A 17,617-nucleotide genomic window follows, 5' to 3' on the forward strand; every position below is an offset into this window, starting at 1 on the left:
CACCCTGGCGGGCCCAGCGACGCCGTCTAGTTGGCGCTCAAACTATCGTGACCGCCCAATTTGGCGAAGTAATCGGGCAGGTGGCCGACATAGCAATTGCAGTGTTCACAGACACTGGATTTCATCGAGATTCCCAGCCCACAGCGGCCACAGGGTCGCGTCGAGTGTTCGCTGTTTGGCATCGGTGGTGGTGCCGGTGCGTCACCAAGGATGCGGACCACGGCGGTATCGGTCACGTCTTCACGGACATAGTAACCAAAGACAAATTTTTCACTGCACCGCGGGCAGCGAACCGATTTGCCGATCAATCCCACGGGACCGCGCAACTTGTGTCCACGCGGACATTTACAAGTCATCTGTTCTTCATTTTTTAGATTGTTCATGCATTCATTCCTCTGCAAGCGTGTGTGATTCCCTTCACCCCTGTATCAACCCCACTCCCTAAGGCAAGTTTCGAGCTAATTCTGGGCGCGACATCCGTCACGTTTTGTGAGTCGCCGTCAATGGGTCAGGCATTAGCGTTGTTATTCTGGACGCGGCAACCCAGGTTTATGTTCCCTCGCAATGATGGGAATTATCGGCCGCTGCGGGCATCTTCTTTGCGCTGCTACACTGGTGGTAAGATTCCTGCCCTTCGCAATTATCGAGCCCCGTGATGCCAACCCGAAACCAAACGTTTGCGACCGTCCTATTCTTAGGAATCACGGCTGTTTTTTCTTTGCTTTTTTTTCCTGCCTACGGCGAAGACAAGCGGGCGGCAGCTCCAAAATTTTCGCCCAACGACACCCAGGGCATCTTTTTCAACTCGGTCGGTGAAGCGATTCGCGGCCAACGCCCCTCGATCGAGTCACTGCGGGCCAAAACGATGTCGACTCCGGTGGGCGGTCAAGGCGCCGCCGACAGTGGCGGTCCCTCTGAGCCAGACGCTTCCGGGAAAGGCCCCTGGGACAAACTGATCTCGGCCACCTCGCTGGAAGATGAAATCAAACGCAAGAAATTGCACTATGACACCGTCGTGACTCAACCCGGCCCCTTCAAGAGCGGTGGTTATGAAGAAGCCCGATTGGATCTGATGGTGATGAGCAGTCTGTTTGCCATCATCAGCGAATACGGTGGCGACGTGCGATGGAAGGAAGACGCTGCGTCGGCGCGCGACTTACTGGCGCGAACCGCATTCAACTGTAGCTCTGGTTCGACTCAGGTGTTCAACGAAGCCCGAGCGCGGAAAGACGACTTGCAAGACTTGATTTCAGGGACGGGCTTGCGCAGTGGCAAGGCGGAGGACAGTACCGATTGGACCAGCGTCGCCGACCGCAGCCCGATGATGGAGTATGCCGATCAACTGCGTGAATCACTTCGCAAAGCCACCGGCAGCCCCGACGATGTCACCGCCGAACCGGGCGACGTGCGACGGCCCGCCGAACTGCTGGCCGTGCTCGGCAGGATCTTGGTCCAAAAAGGAATGGATGAAGCAGACGATCCCGATTACATCGCACTGAGCAATGCGATGACCGAAGCCGCCCTGGGAGTCCGCCGCGGACTCGAATTAAACGACTACGATGCAATCGGAAAATCCGTCGGTGATCTGACCCAATCCTGCGACGCCTGCCACGAACAATATCGCTAATCGTACAGCATTCCCTATCGCCCCTCCGGGGCTTGTTGATGTTCGTTGCGATCAAGGCCTGGGGCTGACGCCGCCAGGCTTTCCACTCCCGTCGCTCCGCGACTCAGGCACACGCCCGCCTCTCAATCGCGGAGCGATGGCATTCGTTAGCCAGGGGGGGAAACCCCTGGATTTGCCGACAACAAATCGCGCAGTCGCACAGCGACGACACTCTCTATCGCCCCTCCGGGGCTCGTTGATGTTCGTTGGCGATCAAGGCCTGGGGCTGACGCCACCAGGCTATCGACTCCCGTCGCTCCGCGACTCGGGCACACGGCGACACCACAATCTACCAAAGCCCGAACCTGCGCGTGTTCCCAGTCACGTCTGAATCGCGGAGCGATGGCATTCGTTAGCCAGGGGTGAAACCCCTGGATTAAGCAAACAACAAACCGCGCAGTCGCGGAGCGACGACATTCTCTATCGCCCCTTCGGGGCTCGTTGATGTTCGTTGGCGATCAGGGCCTGGGGCTGACGCCACCAGGCTATCGACTCCCGTCGCTCCGCGACTCGGGCACACGGCGACACCACAATCTACCAAAGCCCGAACCTGCGCGTGTTCCCAGCCGCCTCTCAATCGCGGAGCGATGACATTCGTTAGCCAGGGGTGAAACCCCTGGATTAAGCAAACAACAAACCGCGCAGTCGCGGAGCGACGACATTCTCTACCGCCCCTCCGGGGCTTGTTGATGTTTGTTGGCGATCAAGGCCTGGGGCTGACGCCGCCAGGCTTTCCACTCCCGTCGCTCCGCGACTCGGGCACACAAATCAAGGCCTGGGGATGACGCCGCCAGGCTTTCGACTCCCGTGGCTCCGCGACTCGCGCAATCGCTGTACCCGTTCAACGCGGACGGTTGATCCGGATGCGAGGATTTTAGGGAGACCGGATGCAGATCCCTTTCGCAGGGGGTGGGAAATCAAGTTGGCTGTGCCAAGAGGCGACCTAGCGTTCTCTCAGAACTGCCCGAATCCTTGCCGGCGAAAGACCATGCAATTCCCATTGAATACTCGTCCAATTCAATCTCTCTGCCAGATCCTGCTGCTATTGGCTGTCGCCGCGAGTCTGGGCTGCAAAGAATTCTCGCGAGCACTCGACGACAAGTACGACCAGCGTCAGCAGGCAAAACAAATGTTTGCCGACATCAACGCCCAGTGCCCCAAGCCGATCAACAGCTACATCACGCTACAGAGCGTGAACTATATGATGGGCGACGTTCAATACCTGTACCGCGTCAGCGAGTCGGGTCGGTCCGAAGTGTATTTGGGCAAAGCCTGGAAGGTCAAAAACCTGGTCCTTCAAGAAATGCACGACTGCCCCACTCGCGAATTGATCGATGAACTTGATCTCGCAGTGCACCATGTCTGCCAAGACCCCGATGGCAAGCAACTGGTCTCGTTTGACATCACGAGCGATGACCTGCGACAGTTTGCAGCCGAACATCCCGACGCGGCGGTCAGTGTGGTCAAGTTGCCACCGGAAGAATACATCAAAGGTCTCGACGACGAACTCGCAAAAATCGATCCGCTACCGTCGCCGGATCAGGCCCGCAATTGGTTTAAGGCGATTGACGACGAGTGCCCCAAACGGATCAACGACGATATCACGTTGATCCATGTCGAATTCATCGGAAACGATCGAATCGAGTTTTTTTACAGCGTGAAAGAACCGGGACTGAAATATGTCAATGTGGACTTTCACGATTCCATGCAAGCGACGACCGCGCGAGAAATGAAAGGCACCCGCCTGGGCGACGCCATCATGGCGTTGGACTGGAGTGCCTTGCACGTCTACAAACGCAGCCCCCAGAACACACAAATGCTGGCCTATGCGATCACCCGCAAGCAGTTGATCGAAGTCAACGATGCGGTCGATCAGTCACTGGCCGAAGACGTCTCAGCCGATGCCGACCGGGCTGAAACACAGGTCGAGGACGCTGCTGACGGTCTTTTGGCGGTGGAAGAATTGGAAGAAAGCGACGACTCGCAACAGCAAACCACTCCGGTTTCCGCCCCGGCCCCACAGCCTGCTCGACTGATTCTGGAACCTCCTGTCCAGCAACAGACTCCCGCCCTGCAGCAACATGCTCCAGCTGATCTGGAACCCGGTCTCAGAATGCGGACCAACCCATTCTTTAAGTGATTCACACGCGACATGCCCCAAACGTTACACCGAAAGTTGCACGTTTGATCGGAAACGGGCTGCTTCAACGCGGATGATTCATCAGCCGTTGAGCGCTAGCTCACGGTTCCTCGCTACAGACAATGCATAGACCGTCGAACCGGACGCAAGCGTGCGGCTGATTAGCGCAGAATATTTTCTGACAGGTTCTCGAAAGACATTCCCAACGATGCATCTGCGTCTAAGGTTTCTTCTTCAGCGTCACCATGTATTCCACCACATCGATCAAGCCTTGTTGGCCGGTGATATGGTGCAAATTCTCCGGCATGATTGATTTCTCACTCTTCTTGATCTGCGCGATTTCGTCGATGGGGATTTTGCGATTGATTGCTTCGGCCGTTCGAATCACCACTTCGTCATCGGTCTCGCTGATTTTCAAACCACTGATCACCTGGCCTTCCTCGGTCAACACACTGAAGTTTTCGTAGTTGTGGCTGATCCCGGCGCTTGGGGCCAAGACCGCAGTCAACATCGCTTCACGCGAAAGTTTGCTACCGATTTCGGACAGGTTGGGACCGACGTCCCGGCCGAAATCGTCGACGATGTGACAGTTCGCACAGGTCCCGGTGCCACGGAACAATTTCAATCCGCTCGCTGCATCACCTTTCATTTGTGCCAGTTCATCGATCGGCGCCATCGGTTGATTGTCCTGCTGGGCGGGTTGAGGCAAGACGTTTGCCGCCGATTGACGGATCTGTTGATCGTCACTGCGGGCGAGCAGTGCACCGGCGATCAATTGTGTGTCGCCGACCAACGTTTTCTTGGTCGCCATTTCAATCAATCGCTGTTGGCCGGTTTTGGAACGCGCCAGTCCAGCGACAGCCGCGCGGCGTTGACCGAACGGTCGATCCGCATTCGCAGCGACCTCCGTCAAAAAATGATTGGCGCGGCCGTTGCCCAACAAACCCAGTGTTTCAATCACCGCAGTCGCTTGATCGTCCGACGCCAGAAGTTTCCGAATTGATTTTCGTCCCGCATCCATTTCCAACATCAATTCGGCCGACTCCACGGACGCCGACCGGTCGTCGCCCAGCAACGATCGGGTCAGCTGCGATTCGATCCCGTCAGGCTGAAATCGCTTGACCAATTTGATGAATTCGGGAGTCCCTTGGCTGCGGTCGATCTGCCGCATCACCGCCTCACGCACGGCGGGATTCGATCGATAGTCGTAGCCGTTGATGCGTTCGATCGCTCGAACGATGATCGCATCTTCGCGGGCTTGGGCCGCTGAATCGGCAGCGGGCGCCGCAGCAGGCACGTTCAACAGACAGCACAACATTGGAACCAGGGCGATTGATACCGCAGGAATGACTTTCATCGTAGAGATTTGAACAGGTTCGGAAGGAAAGTTGAATTGCGAAAACATCGGGACAGTGTCCGTGGACAGCGCGACCGGCCGCTACGGCAGCAATCGCCTGAGCGCATGCGAGCGAACGTCGGCATCATGAAATTCCAGACTGCGAAAATAGCGGTCGGTGTCTTTCAGTGGCCGCGTCGGATCTGCGATCAACGACACCATCGCCTCAGCGGCTTTGGGTGCCCGTGTCCGCCAGACAATGTCGCGACCGGCGGGTGTGTCCCAGTGTCCATCAACCTGATCCAGGTAAGCGTCAAAGCATTCTTCGGCGCGAACGTCACTGCCAATCCCTAGCGCCTCCAGGAACCAGCGGTCGCTGCCGTCATAGCTGGCAGCCAATCGAGCCCACATGCCGGGCATCGCATCGCTGGCATCGTATCGCAGTGCGATTGCCAGTTCTCGTCGCACCGCGACGGAATCATCGTCGGCCGCAGCGGCCAACCAACCGGACGGTTGATCGGTCAGTTGCTTGGCCAATCGGATCGCCGTGATGCGGATGTTGGCGTTGGAATCCGACAATGCCAGATCGACATAGTGTTTGCCACGATCTCGAATCTTGCCTAGCAACCACAGCGCCCGGGCCTGCAGTCGTGGGTTCGAATCAGCGTACAATTCCAGCAGTGCAGGTTCGGCATCTGCGCCCATCTTGTGCAACGCTTGCCAGGCCCGGTAGCGAACCGACAAACACGGGTTCTGCAAGGCTTCGACGGCCCCTGTGGCGGTGGAATAATCGTATTGGGGAACGTCGTACTTGGTCCCCGGAGGAGCCAATCGGAACAGTCGCCCGCGATCCGAATCGCCTTGGTGGTGGCCGCCCACGCCGGGATCGTACCAGTCGGTCACAAACAGTGATCCGTCGGGCGCCACGCACACATCGGCCGGACGAAACCAAGGGTCGGTCGATCCGGTCATCAACGGTTCAATAGTCGCCTTGTACCCGGCCCCATCGGGACTCGCCGGGTAGGCGCGCACGACGTTCGGCCCGGGATCACAGTGAATGATTTGGTCCCAAAACCTCTCGGGCAACAATCGGCCCTCGTAAAAACAAATTCCGCTAGGCGATCCGGCACCGGTTTGCAACATGTTGGGCACCACACCGGGATCGTTCAGGTGCCAATGGCGATGCATGATCTCCTGTTCCTGATTGATCCGTTCATCACGCCAACCACTACCCGTCTTTTCATCCAGGTATCCATAGTTACCGTGCTCCATGACGAAGTTGATGCGGGTTCCACGGTTGCCGTCGTCATCGTTATCGCTTTGCCACAGCGTGCCGAACGAATCGACCGTTGTTTCCCAGTTGTTGCGAAAGTTATGCGCCAGGACTTCGAAATTCGAACCATCCAGGTCACAGCGAAACGGCATTCCACCCAGCAGTGGCGCGCCGTTGTCGACCACAGCCCGACCGTGAATGTCGATGACCGTTTCGCCGTTGGCGTCTTTGACCTGTTCGCCGGTGTTGCCAAAATTCCAGTACAGTTTGCCATCGGGACCAAACAAAAACGAGTGACCCGAATGGTCGTGTTGGGGATTGCCGACGCCGGTGAACAATGCCGTCTTTTCATCCGGAACATCATCCCCGTCGCGATCGCTAAATCGCCAAACGTTTGGCGATGCGGTGACAATCACATCACACCCTTGCTCGTTCTCCAACACACAGATGCCCATCGCGGAATCAACATCCCGGCCTTGATAAAAGGTTTTGACGTCGTCCATCACGCCATCGCCGGTGGTGTCCTCTAGAATCAAGATCCGATCGCCTTGGGGACGTGAACCTAGATTGCGGCGATAATTCATCACGTCGCAGACCCAAACGCGTCCGCGCGAATCGACGTCCAAGTTCGTTAAACTTTTCAGCACCGGCTCGCTGGCCGACAACGTGGCTTGCAACCCCGCCGCGACCTCGATCCCGTCGATGGCATTTTCCGGTTTGCGCTGATCCCCTTCGCTCGAATTGTCGGGCGCCTTGGCGAGTGCCGCGGGTACGGATCCCGAATACACCGCCAGTCGAACGCTGGTCGCCGTGCCACCAGATTGGCGCGTACCACCGCTGTCCAAGGCTCCGGTGACAGTCAGCCGCGTATAACCGGCGGGCAATTTGAAATGCACCACGCTGTTGGCGTGAACACCGATCGCACGCTTGCCGATCACTTTCCCCTCGACCGACCAATCTTGGCCTTCACAATTTTTGTCTTTCTGTGCTTTCCCCCAACCGGTCGTCGCTGACTCCCATTCCAAATCCGCCAGTGACAGGGTGCCCTTTGGTCCATGCAACGTCGGGTCGACCCAATCGACCCAGTCGCAATTGAATCCATCACCCGCATCGGTCGCGATCAGATACAAATCCGAAACGCCTTTGATCGACGTGTCGATCTCGACACGATGCCGTTTGGTTTGGCTGGTCAGGGTGTCCGAAACAAACAGGGCCTCCGATTTTTCAGCAGGTTGTTTTGCATCGGGTCGTTTTGCATCCGGGGATGCGGCGCTGCCGGTTAGATGGAATTGCTTGGCGGTTTCTTGCGGGTTGAACTTCTTGGGTTGATCGTAATCTTGGTCTTTCAACAAGCGATCCATTCCGACAGGTTCTTCTCCCAGCGAGGCGCCTTGATCGGGGATGTCGATCTCGGCGGTCCACAGAATCGCGTTGGTGACCAACCGCCGGACATCATCGTTCCCCCAATTCCAATGGTAATGTCCGCCGGTGAATCCGAACGAACGCCCGCCGTCGGGGCGTTCATAGGCCCAGGCCACGGTTTGCGGCTCGCCGGCAGCGACGCTTTTGCGGACGTCCGGGTTGCCACTGTGCGGGCCATCCGGGCGTTTCATGGTGTCTTCGGGTGCGACAGCGGACAAGATCGGCGTGACCTTTCCAACGTCGGAAAAACGCAGGTGAAAGTACCATTCGTCGTTAGTCGCAAAGGGCTTCACACCATTGGTGATCGGATGATCGGGCAGGGTCTTGAAGTCACCCACCCAGTGTGGATTGACGCTGTAGTCGACCTCGAAATGCCCACCCAATAGCTCCACCCAGTCCTGTCCCGGCTGGCCGGGAACCATTTCGACGGCATAGTGCAGACACACCAACCCACAGCCCTGGGCGAGTCGCTTGCGCAGTTGATCGCGGTGCTCCATCGCGACGTGTCGCTGTCCACCGTCACAGTAGATCACGATCGAATCGGCACTGGCAATTTGCTCGTCCGATGGCCAATTGCGGACCACGGTGACATCCACCGCCGATGAGCTCTGTTTCAATGCGTCTTCCAGAATCCGCAGGCCGGCAAAGTGTTCGTGGGATCCATAGCCGTGCGATCGCGGACCGGCGACCAGCAAAATCTGTTTCTTTGCCGCCTGATCTGCCGCGATTAAAACGGCAGGTTCAGCTACCAACAGAGCAATCAGGACCAGGTAAAACCAAACACAATGTCGACGCAGCATTGCGGCAACCCCTTCTGGAAAAGGAAATAGGCGGGCCAATTGGGAGGGGCCAATGAATTCAATGGCCCGGAATCTCCCGTAGTCTACCAGTAACGGGGTTAGCCTTCCAAGCTGAGGAGCCCCCAGAAGAGTTGCTGGTCTCAAATCCCGAGCTGGGAATCTCAATTCGATTGTCCCAGGATCACGGTGGTCAATGCGGTTGACTTGGGGGGCTTGATGGAGTCGAACATACTGTATGGAGATCGATCGACAACGTATTCAAGACGACTTGCGGGGCATCGTGCGCGGCGATGTGCTGTGCGATCCGCTATCGACCATGCTGTATGCCTCTGACGCGAGCATCTACGAGATCCAACCGGTCGGAGTGGTCCGCCCGCGTTCGACGGCCGATGTCGTCGCCTTGGTTCAGTATGCCGGCGAACAGGATCTGTCAATTCAGCCCCGCGGCAGCGGCAGTGGCGTCGCGGGCGAATCGATCGGGCCAGGCTTGGTCGTTGATTTTTCACGCTACATGCGACGAATGCAAATTGATCCGACCGATTCGACGGTCAACGTGCAAGCCGGACTGACGCTGGCCGAATTGAATCGCAATTTGGCGCCGCTGGGGCGGTGGTTCGGGCCTGACCCCGCGACGCGAAGCATCACCACGATGGGCGGCGTGTTGGCAACAAATGCATCCGGCAGCCACTATCTGCGCAGCGGATCGGCACGAGACAACATCGAATCCTTGCGGATCGTGACCGTCGATGGGCAATGGTTAGACGTCTCCAAACACCATCCCAATGACCCCGGCACACCAGGCCGTTTGGCGCGGGGCTTGATCGAAATCAAAAACCAATACCAGGGTTGTCTGGAGCAACTCGAACAGGCACCACCGGCGCGCGGCGGCTATCGATTCGATGGGATCGTCGACGATCAAGGCCGAGTCGATTTGGCCAAGTTCCTGGTTGGCACCCAAGGCACGTTGGCCGTGGTCGTCGATGCGACCGTCCGCACCGAAGCGATCCCTACGCATCGCGGCGTGTTGATGCTGTTCTTCCACCGTTTGGAATCGGCCGCCCGCTGCGCCGTGCGGTCCTTGCAATACGGTCCCGTGGCCTGTGATCTGATGGGCCGCCGGTTGCTGGGCATCGCCCGCGAAACCGAACGCCAGTTCGAAAGCGTGTTGCCGCGTGAAACCGGCGCGATGTTGCTGTTGGAATTGCAGGGTGAATCCCTGGACGAATTGAACGATCGGTTGCAGATTGTTGCCAGCGAACTCTCACGCGGCAACGACGCAGCCTTTCAAACCACCTCGGCCACCGATCAAGTGACTCGGGATCGGCTCTGGGCGCTGTGCCGTCGTGTCACCCCACGCCTCAGCCGACTCAAAGGGCCTGGGTTGCCGATCCCGTTCACCGAAGACATCGCGGTGCCGGCCGAACGTCTGCCGGAAACACTGATCGCGATTCAGAAAACACTGCGTGACCATGAATGTACCGCGACCATTTTTGCCCATGCCGGTCACGGTCATTTGCATGTGCGACCGTTTATCGATTTGTCATCGCAATCAGAACGAAACAAATTGCGCGAGGTTGCTGAACAGGTTGCCGAAGTGGTCTGGAAACATGGCGGTCAAGTCAGTGTGGAACACGCCGCCGGGCTAAGCCGCAGCGCGCTGTTGCCAAAACAGTTCGGGGACTTTTGGCCCGCGATGGGGCAAATCAAGCGACTGTTCGATCCACACCATCGGCTGAACCCCGGCAAACTGTTTGGCGCCGTGCTGCAGAAACCCGATGAGAACTTGCGCCCGATCGGTGAATCAATCGAAGTCACCTCGGACACTAGAACCTTGATCCCGGCCGCCGAAAGAATCGTTCAAGCTGCACGGCTACAAAATGTCGCGGTTCCGGAATTGCCGGTGCTGCAACAGTGGTCGCCCGGCGCGATGATCGACAATGCGGTGAATTCCTGTAACGGCTGCGCACGGTGCAGAACCACGGCCCAATCGGAACGCCAATGCCCGGTGTTTCGAATGACACGTCACGAAGAAGCCACGCCCAGAGCCAAGGCGAATTTGTTGCGTGGAGTATTGAGTGGCAACGTCGATGTCGGATCACTGACCGGCGAACACGCAAAATCGGTTGCGGACCTGTGTTTCAACTGCCACCAGTGCCGCGTGGAATGCCCAGCAACGGTCGACATTCCAAAAATCGTCGGCGAATTAAAAGCTCAGTATGTAGCCACCAACGGCCAATCACTTTCAGAACGTTTGAACTGTCGGCTCGATACCATCGCCGCGGTCGGATCACAACTGCCGTGGCTGTCGAACGTGTTGATTCACAACGGATTAGCACGCTGGTTGGCTGAAAAACTGTTTGGATTGACCGCGGCACGCCCCTTGCCCGCAATCGCACCGGGCAGTTTCATGCGTTATTCGGCGCGCCGGCGTTGGACCAAACCGTCCGCCGGTGACGGCCCCAAAGTGCTGTACTTTGTCGATCACTACGCCAATTTTCATGATCCCGACATTGGGCGTGCGCTCGCGGAAATTTTGCAACAAAACGGAATCGCGATCTATGTCCCGACATCACAGTCCGGCAGCGGAATGGCGCGGATCACCGCCGGTGACGTAAAAGGTGCGCGACGAATCGCACGCCGCAACGTACGGATGCTTTCTGATGCGATCCGATCGGGTTATCAAGTCGTCGCGACCGAACCCTCGGCAGTGCTGTGCTTGAAACATGAATACCCCAGCTTGCTAGACGACGAAGACGCTTATTTGGTCGCCCGCAACTCGTTCGAAGCCTGTGATTTTTTGCGTGCCCTGGACCAGCACGATCAACTTGATCGCGACCTGCAATCGGTGGACCTGGAATTCGCCTATCACCAGCCCTGCCATCTACGCGTGTTGGATCCCGATCCCGCGTCGATCCACCTAATGAAACTGATCCCCGGCTTGAACGTCGAACATATCGAAGGCGGTTGTTCAGGGATGGCGGGGACCTGGGGTCTGCAACGAAAAAATTATCGAAACAGTCTGCGAATCGGTTGGCCGATGATCTCCGCCATGCGCTCGAGCGGCGTTCACCGCGCTTGCACCGAGTGCAGTGCCTGTAAAATGCAAATCGAGCACGGCACCGAAATCCCAACCATCCATCCGCTGAAGTTGTTGGCCTATGCCTACGGGCGATTGCCAAAAGTCGGCGAAGAACTCGGATTAGCGTCGGTCTCCTGATGCCGCCGGCGACGTTGACGGCGGCCGCCAATCTCATTGACTTACTTTTTCAATCGTAAACTGTCGTGCAACTTCGCATCCTGCTGTTTGCCGGAATCCGTGAGCTAGCGGACGCCGATTCGGTCACAATCGATGTGGACGACAATGCCAATGCGGCCGATGTCTTGTCCGCTATCGAACGAGTCTTGCCGCAAGCGGCTCCGCTGATCCACGTCAGCCGCTTGGCGATCGACGGACAGTACGTCGCAGCCGACCATCCGGTTTCGCCAACGGCCGATGAGTTCGCATTGATTCCTCCGGTCAGTGGAGGTTAGAGAATAATCGAATGATTCAAATCGAACTGGTCGATTCGCCGATCCATCTGGCGGACTGGGAATCCAGTCTGCATGACGTCGATACCGGTGCTCACGCGTGGTTTGCTGGTGTGACCCGACGAACAACGGCAGACGGTTCCGGCGGCGTTCAAATCACACAAACGTTGCACTATGAAGCCCACCGGCCGATGGCGATCGATCAACTGCAACAACTCGCCCAACAGGCTCGGCGACAACACTCACTTACTGGTGTGGTGATCGTTCATCGGCTGGGCGAAGTTTCATTGGGTCAGGCCAGCGTGCTGGTCGGCTGTAGCAGTCCCCACCGAATCGACGTGTTCGCCGCACTACCGTGGATCATGGATCGATTGAAAGCCGACGTGCCGATCTGGAAACGGGAAACATTTGCCGACGATTCGACACAGTGGGTTCATCCTGATGCCCAGTGACCCCACGCCCGACCGTCAGCGTATTTATTTGGATCACGCCGCGACCCGGTTTCCCAAACCGCAGATCGTGCTTGACACGATGCATTCATTCTCGCAACACAGCGAAGCCGCAATGGGCCGCGGCGCCTACCGATCGTCGCAACACGCCGGTGCAATCGTCGCCCAACTGCGACGTGAAATTGCGCAATGGATCGCCGCCGAAAATGCTCAGGAAATCTCGCTGCACAGCAATTGTACGACGGCGCTCAATGCCGGCATCTTCGGTATTCTCGGTGACTCTGACCACGTGGTCACCACCGCCGCCGAGCACAACAGCGTGTTGCGACCGCTGCACCACCTGGAAACCCTGGGACGAATTCAATTGACCGTGGTGCCGGTTGATCGGACCGGCCGCGTCGCTGTGGGTCCGCTGCTGGCGGCCATTACACCGGCCACGCGAATGGTGGCGGTGATGCATGCGGCAAACGTTAACGGAGTCGTTCAGCCGATCGATGAAATCGGACGGGCACTCGCCGATCGATACCCCGCCGACGCCAAACCTTTGCTGCTGAGTGACACCGCCCAAACGTTTGGGCACCTGCCAATTTCAGTCGATCAATCCCACATTGATCTGCTGGCCGCGCCCGGGCACAAGGGCGGTTCGGGACCACTGGGGACGGGATTCTTGTACGTCCGCCGACGGCTGCACAGCCAATTGCGTCCGAGCCTGTTCGGTGGCACCGGCACGCATTCGGAATCACTGCAGATGCCGGCGGAATACCCGTCCAGTTTCGAAGCGGGAAACATGAACGTGCCGGCACTGGCTGGTTGGCTGGCCGGACTGCAAGAGACGCGTCAACAGGCGTCGCCACTGCAACATTTAACAGCGTCCGCCGACGAATCGCAGCATCTGGCCGCCGATCTGTATAAGCGATTGGATGCGATCTCGGGCGTGCGCGTGATTGGACGCCCCAAGGACTTGCAACTGCCGATCGCCAGCATCGCGATCGACGGCTTGCCCGCAAGCGATGCGGCAATGATTCTGGACAGCGAATTCGGAATCGAAGTCCGCTCGGGACTGCATTGTGCCGCGCTGATCCACCAGGCCATCGACTCGCCGCCTGATGGAACGCTACGGATCAGCTGTGGCTCGACCACCCGTCGCGACGAACTAGACCAGCTAGCCGCCGCGCTCACCGAACTCTGTCGCTGATCGGAGCATTACTCTCCGAAGAGGGCGATCTGGCTGAGGTGAAACGTTCCTTTACCGGCCAGGCCGATACGAATGTATTGAGCTTTCGTGCCCGCTGGCAGCTCGATCATCCATTCACCGCGCATCTTGTCGGCCTTCCAGACTTCGCGAAACGATTCGCCGTCGTCACTGACCCAGACGGTCAACCCTTTGGCGCGATCATGAAACGTTTTGTCGTGCCGATTGCGTAGCCACAGGTACTCGATCGTTTTCGACTCAGGCAACCGAATTGTGACCGCCGGCGATTCGGTGTCATGCTCGCTATGGAACGCAAAATCAAATCCTTCCGGTCCGGCAGCAGTCAACGACAGATGCGGGTCCGAGTTCCAGCTCGAATTGCGGAAACTTGGGCCCAATTTGATCGCGGCTTCCTGCGACACTTCGCTCGATCCGCGATGGGTTCGTGGCTTTGGTGCGGTCGCGTACTTTGCCGCAACCCAACCATCCTGGGAAACCTTTTGGATATTTTTTTGTGCCGACAGGTAGGCGACCAAATCCAAGAACTCGATTGGAGCAATTTGCTTAACCAACCCTTCCGGCATGGAACTGGCTTTCATCGGTTTTTTGATTTCGATGTCGTCCACGGCGATGTCCACCTGCTTGCCGTTGGCAATACCAAGCGAAATCGTGTCGTCGGTTTCCGCCAGCACAAATCCGCTGACGGTCTCGCCATCGACGGTCAGAATGTTGACCGTTTCATATCCCTTGCTGATCTCGGAATTGGGCATCAGCACGGATTGAATGATTTGCTCGGTCTTCATCCGCATCCCGATGTCCGACAGGTCGGGTCCGAATTTCTTGCCCAATTCGCCGACTTGGTGGCACGCCGAACAGACTTGCTTGAACACGCCTTCGCCGCGTTTGGCATTACCACCACGGATACCGGCCAGAGTCCGAACGGCTTTGGCACGTTCGTCATCGGGTGCGTCGACATCGTCGGCAATCTCCAACGGCAGCACTGCCACACCACCGGGACCCTGCAGTCGCTGGTAGCGCAAGAAGTACTTTTTAGCGGCTTCGGTGCTGGACGCCAAAAAGTCCTCGGACTTCTGAGCCTGTTCCCAATACGGTTTCAATGCGTGCAGGGTGTGCTCGAGCGTGTACTCGATCCAGTAATCAAGCGGATGCTCGGTCACCGACAGCGCCAGCGACAACGCATCGGGAGTCTCCAGAAAACTGATCCCACGCACGGCTTCCAAGCGAACCCGGGGGTGCGGATCGTTCACGGCGGCGGCCAAGTAATCGTGTGCCGAATCTAAACGCAGGACTTCGTTGCTGACCGTATTGATGGCCGCGGCGCGAGCACGGAAATCATCGGTCTGCATAATCCGGTCGACCAGTTTTGTGTCGACCGCCCGGAAGCTCTCTTGAATCCACAGGGCCTCGCACAAACGCTGTGGTTCCTGGGAACCCTCGATCCATTTGTCGATCGCCTGCAGCACCTTTTCCTGTGGCCGATCACGCAGCACCCGTCGGACGCGGTAGCGGGTTCGCAATTCAGGAACCAGCAATTCGTCCAACAATTCTTTCTCGGATAGTTTCGTCAGGTCGACGATCGGCAGCAACGGTTTGTTCTTGTTGACCATTCGGTACACGCGACCATGGGTGTGGTCACGATTCGGATCACGCTGTGAATACTGCATGTGCCCGATCAATGCATTGCACCAATCGCCGAACCAGATCGCTCCATCGGGACCGATTTTGGGATCGACAGGGCGGAAGATCATGTCCGTCGACGACAACAAATCGTCAACGCGTTCGCCTTCGTATCCAGCGCCATCTTCTTCCATTCGCAAGTTAAACCGGGGCATCCCATGCATGTTGATCACACAGGCGTAAATGAATTGCCCCTGCATGTCGTCGGGCAGGTGACGAGACAACAAGAATTCGTTGCCGACCGCCGGTCGCATGCCTTCGTTGTTGAACACCGGCTCAAGCGTCTTGCGGGTGTTGACCTCCTTACCCGATAGCGGACCGATCCAGTGTTGTTTGGCGTTGGTTCCGTCACCGATGATTCCGTTGCCCCATTGGTCAAACACCAAACACCAGGGGTTGCCGTAACCGGGCGTCCGGTAGTGCAAGAAACGCTCTGATTTCGGATCGAACACATACACGCCGCCGGTCCCTTTATTACGGAACGGCCCCCATGGCGTTTCCAATGTCGTCGAAAGCGAGATGCCTTCCAACATGTGCAGGTTTCCACCATGTGAAAACTCCCACGCCCCTACCGTGTGGTGGGTGTCATCGGTGGCAATCCCATCGACCAGTTGCTCGACCTGGTCGGCTTTGTCGTCGCCATCGGTATCCTTCAAAAATAGAATCCGTGGCTCATCAACGACCAACACACCACCGTTATAAAATTCAAAACCGGTGGGACAAATCAGCTTGTCATAGAACGTCGTGCAACGATCCGCTTTGCCGTCGCCATCGGTATCTTCCAGGATCAGCAAGCGATCATCAGGCTTTTTTTGTCCCGGTTGCCACTGGGGGTAGTTCGGCATGCAGGAAACCCACAAGCGGCCTTTGGCGTCGAACGCGATTTGGTTCGGGTTGGCCAACTCGGGAAATTCTCGCTCGGAAGCAAATAGTTTGACTTCCATCCCCTCCGGCACGGTCATCATGTCGATGGATTCTTCGGGAGTCGGATACACCAACTCTTCGGGCTCGCGCATTTTGCGAAAGTTTTCGTCGCGGGTGCCGAACATGGTTTCCGGAACAACCACCTCGCCAGTCCCAGAATCGTCGGGCTGATCGGCCACAGGCTTACCGGTGGCGAGATCCCAGATGTATTGGTCTCGGACGGCGACCATGTTGCGGATCTTGTGATACTCGCTGGGAAAGGTTTCGGTGTCCCAGGTTCGTCGACCGCCATACACGTACCAACCGTTCAACATGCGATAGTCTTGCAGGTGCAACCAAGACTTGTTGTTCACCCACTCTTGGACCGATGCATATTGGTCGTCTTTGATGGTTTGCGAGTCGCTGAACAACCCGCGATCCAACAGTTCAGCGACCAGACGATCGCCGTTTTCGTTCAGATGGATCCCGTTAATGGTGTATTGAGCGCCCGGTTGTGCGGCAAATTTTGCATGGGTTTCGGTGAACAGATCGACAAAGGGCAGTTGTTCTTGTTGGGCCAGTTTTTCAATGGCATCGCGATAAATCTTCAGTGACTCGTTTCGCTTTTTCGCGTCAGGAGCCAATGGATCACCGGTCGATTCAAACGCAGCCGGACTGACCAAGACAAACTGGGCGTCACCACCAGAGTAGGTCTCGTTGGTTTTGGCGATGTAGTCTTTGTACGTGGCAATAAAATCCGCTACCGCTTGATCGTCATCGCCGGCATAAGATTCGTTAGTCCCAAAGAAACACAGATAGGCCTGGGGACCAAACACCGCCATCGGGTCGTCAATTTTGGTGTAACTACCGGGCCGCTGCTGAACGCCGACTTCATCAGCCGGCCAACAGAAGTTGCGAAAGGCAATCTGTTTGTCGGCATGCCGCAGCTGCAACCGGGTTTCAAAATTCCCGTACAGGTTCATTCGCTCGCCCAACGAATTGCCGACCGTCGCCAGCTTCTGACCTTGCTGAATGTTCAATCGTGGGGATTCAGCCAGGGCCTGATCTAACGCGCCGTGCAATAGCACGTGCAACAGCATCAGAACGACAGATAAATTGCCAAAGCGTCTCATGGGGTACCTGAAATCAATAAGTCGGGTAGCGGGTGAATCTCTAAAGCGTGAATCAGTCGACAGACCGATCCAACATG

10 protein-coding genes are annotated in these 17,617 nt (G+C 57.2%); 6 read left to right on the forward strand and 4 right to left on the reverse strand.

The window, feature by feature from the left end:
* Positions 1–26: 26 nt before the first annotated feature.
* The gene (locus NHH03_RS21240) at positions 27–383 is read right to left on the reverse strand and encodes a hypothetical protein (protein WP_253159408.1); all 357 of its coding nucleotides are present in this window, start codon (positions 381–383) and stop codon (positions 27–29) included.
* A 272-nt stretch (positions 384–655) separates the two neighbouring features.
* Here NHH03_RS21240 and NHH03_RS21245 point away from each other — a divergent pair, with 272 nt between their 5' ends.
* Positions 656–1,627, forward strand: coding sequence for a cytochrome c (locus NHH03_RS21245; protein ID WP_253159410.1), 972 nt, complete (start codon positions 656–658; stop codon positions 1,625–1,627).
* 1,039 nt (positions 1,628–2,666) lie between these two features.
* Entirely contained in the window at positions 2,667–3,806 is a 1,140-nt protein-coding gene (locus NHH03_RS21250; protein ID WP_253159411.1) for a hypothetical protein, read from the forward strand.
* A 220-nt stretch (positions 3,807–4,026) separates the two neighbouring features.
* On the opposite strand, the gene NHH03_RS21255 is transcribed toward NHH03_RS21250, so the two are convergent.
* A complete protein-coding gene (locus NHH03_RS21255) occupies positions 4,027–5,163 on the reverse strand; it encodes a hypothetical protein (protein WP_253159413.1) in 1,137 nt (378 codons plus the stop codon).
* Between the two features lie 81 nt (positions 5,164–5,244).
* On the reverse strand, positions 5,245–8,637 hold the full coding sequence (locus NHH03_RS21260) for a PVC-type heme-binding CxxCH protein (protein WP_253159415.1): 3,393 nt from the start codon (positions 8,635–8,637) through the stop codon (positions 5,245–5,247).
* Positions 8,638–8,872: 235 nt separating this feature from the next.
* Between NHH03_RS21260 and NHH03_RS21265 the strand changes: the two genes are divergently transcribed.
* The 4 genes from NHH03_RS21265 to NHH03_RS21280 all read left to right on the forward strand — a co-directional run bounded on the left by NHH03_RS21265 (position 8,873) and on the right by NHH03_RS21280 (position 13,809).
* On the forward strand, positions 8,873–11,854 hold the full coding sequence (locus NHH03_RS21265) for an FAD-binding and (Fe-S)-binding domain-containing protein (RefSeq protein WP_253159417.1): 2,982 nt from the start codon (positions 8,873–8,875) through the stop codon (positions 11,852–11,854).
* Between the two features lie 65 nt (positions 11,855–11,919).
* On the forward strand, positions 11,920–12,168 hold the full coding sequence (locus NHH03_RS21270) for a MoaD/ThiS family protein (RefSeq protein ID WP_253159419.1): 249 nt from the start codon (positions 11,920–11,922) through the stop codon (positions 12,166–12,168).
* A gap of 11 nt (positions 12,169–12,179) precedes the next feature.
* The gene (locus NHH03_RS21275; RefSeq protein WP_253159421.1) at positions 12,180–12,617 is read left to right on the forward strand and encodes a molybdenum cofactor biosynthesis protein MoaE; all 438 of its coding nucleotides are present in this window, start codon (positions 12,180–12,182) and stop codon (positions 12,615–12,617) included.
* On the forward strand, positions 12,607–13,809 hold the full coding sequence (locus NHH03_RS21280) for an aminotransferase class V-fold PLP-dependent enzyme (RefSeq protein WP_253159423.1): 1,203 nt from the start codon (positions 12,607–12,609) through the stop codon (positions 13,807–13,809). Before NHH03_RS21275 ends, NHH03_RS21280 begins: the two co-directional genes overlap by 11 nt.
* Before the next feature lie 8 nt (positions 13,810–13,817).
* Here NHH03_RS21280 and NHH03_RS21285 read toward each other — a convergent pair whose 3' ends face one another.
* Positions 13,818–17,540 (reverse strand): PVC-type heme-binding CxxCH protein, encoded by a 3,723-nt coding sequence (locus tag NHH03_RS21285; RefSeq protein WP_253159425.1) that lies wholly within the window; start codon positions 17,538–17,540, stop codon positions 13,818–13,820.
* Between the last annotated feature and the right edge of the window lie 77 nt (positions 17,541–17,617).

It is taken from the genome of Stieleria tagensis (assembly GCF_024129865.1).
Classification (GTDB): domain Bacteria; phylum Planctomycetota; class Planctomycetia; order Pirellulales; family Pirellulaceae; genus Stieleria; species Stieleria tagensis.

What these genes read in the sequence shown, in the direction of transcription:
- NHH03_RS21265 (WP_253159417.1), top strand. Translation starts at nt 8,873, where the DNA reads ATGGAGATCGATCGACAACGTATTCAAGACGACTTGCGGGGCATCGTG.
- NHH03_RS21245 (WP_253159410.1), top strand. Translation starts at nt 656, where the DNA reads ATGCCAACCCGAAACCAAACGTTTGCGACCGTCCTATTCTTAGGAATC.
- NHH03_RS21240 (WP_253159408.1), bottom strand. Translation starts at nt 383, where the DNA reads ATGAACAATCTAAAAAATGAAGAACAGATGACTTGTAAATGTCCGCGT.
- NHH03_RS21275 (WP_253159421.1), top strand. Translation starts at nt 12,180, where the DNA reads ATGATTCAAATCGAACTGGTCGATTCGCCGATCCATCTGGCGGACTGG.
- NHH03_RS21280 (WP_253159423.1), top strand. Translation starts at nt 12,607, where the DNA reads ATGCCCAGTGACCCCACGCCCGACCGTCAGCGTATTTATTTGGATCAC.
- NHH03_RS21285 (WP_253159425.1), bottom strand. Translation starts at nt 17,540, where the DNA reads ATGAGACGCTTTGGCAATTTATCTGTCGTTCTGATGCTGTTGCACGTG.
- NHH03_RS21260 (WP_253159415.1), bottom strand. Translation starts at nt 8,637, where the DNA reads ATGCTGCGTCGACATTGTGTTTGGTTTTACCTGGTCCTGATTGCTCTG.
- NHH03_RS21255 (WP_253159413.1), bottom strand. Translation starts at nt 5,163, where the DNA reads ATGAAAGTCATTCCTGCGGTATCAATCGCCCTGGTTCCAATGTTGTGC.